Source organism: Chryseobacterium contaminans, assembly GCF_001684955.1.
Lineage (GTDB): Bacteria > Bacteroidota > Bacteroidia > Flavobacteriales > Weeksellaceae > Chryseobacterium > Chryseobacterium contaminans.
The window spans coordinates 1-674 of record NZ_MAYF01000239.1 but is presented as its reverse complement, the minus strand read 5'-3'; the positions used below and the strand labels follow the sequence as shown (position 1 = coordinate 674).

Sequence of the window (674 nt, the reverse complement as noted above, 5' to 3'; positions counted from 1 at the left end):
TGAGCGATTAGACTTTAAAGATCAGAAACCTGATCTTTTGGTAAGTGTCCCGCTTCATCCTAAAAAATTAAGAGAAAGAGGTTATAATCAGCTTCATTTATACACGGAAACTCTTTCAAAACACTATGAAGTTCCATTTGACCATCAATTAATCAGGAGAAATTATTATTCTAAAGCCCAAGCTCTTAAGGATAAGAAACACAGGCTTGAGACCGTTAATACTTTTTCAACTACCCATCCTATCACAGGAAAACATATTCTTCTGATCGATGATGTTTTTACCACAGGAACAACCGTTTCATCTATTGCCTGGGAAATTTTAAATGCCGGCGATAATAAGGTGAGCGTACTGGTGATGGCGATGGATGTGTAAATGGGTTCAAAGTTTAAGGTTATTGGTTTAAAGTTTTTAGGGTACTATTTATATCTAACTGCCCTTTTAATACTAATTTTTGTTTAACCCGATCATTTTCATCTTCCGAATCTTTTGCTTAATTTTCCGAAAAAACAAATAATCATGCTGAATTTGGTTTTATTGCACGGTGCTTTAGGTCATTCCCAAATATTCACTCCTTATCTGGATAGCCTTTCTGCCTATTTTACTATTCATATGCCTTTATTTTCAGGACATGGAAGTTCTGAACTTCCTTCAGATGGAATCAGTATAGAAAAAT

The 674-nt window shown here is 34.7% G+C and carries 1 pseudogene; it reads left to right on the top strand.

Annotation, left to right across the window (positions count from 1 at the left end):
• A pseudogene (locus tag BBH99_RS12890) lies at positions 1–373 on the top strand (ComF family protein); the annotation flags it as partial.
• Between the last annotated feature and the right edge of the window lie 301 nt (positions 374–674).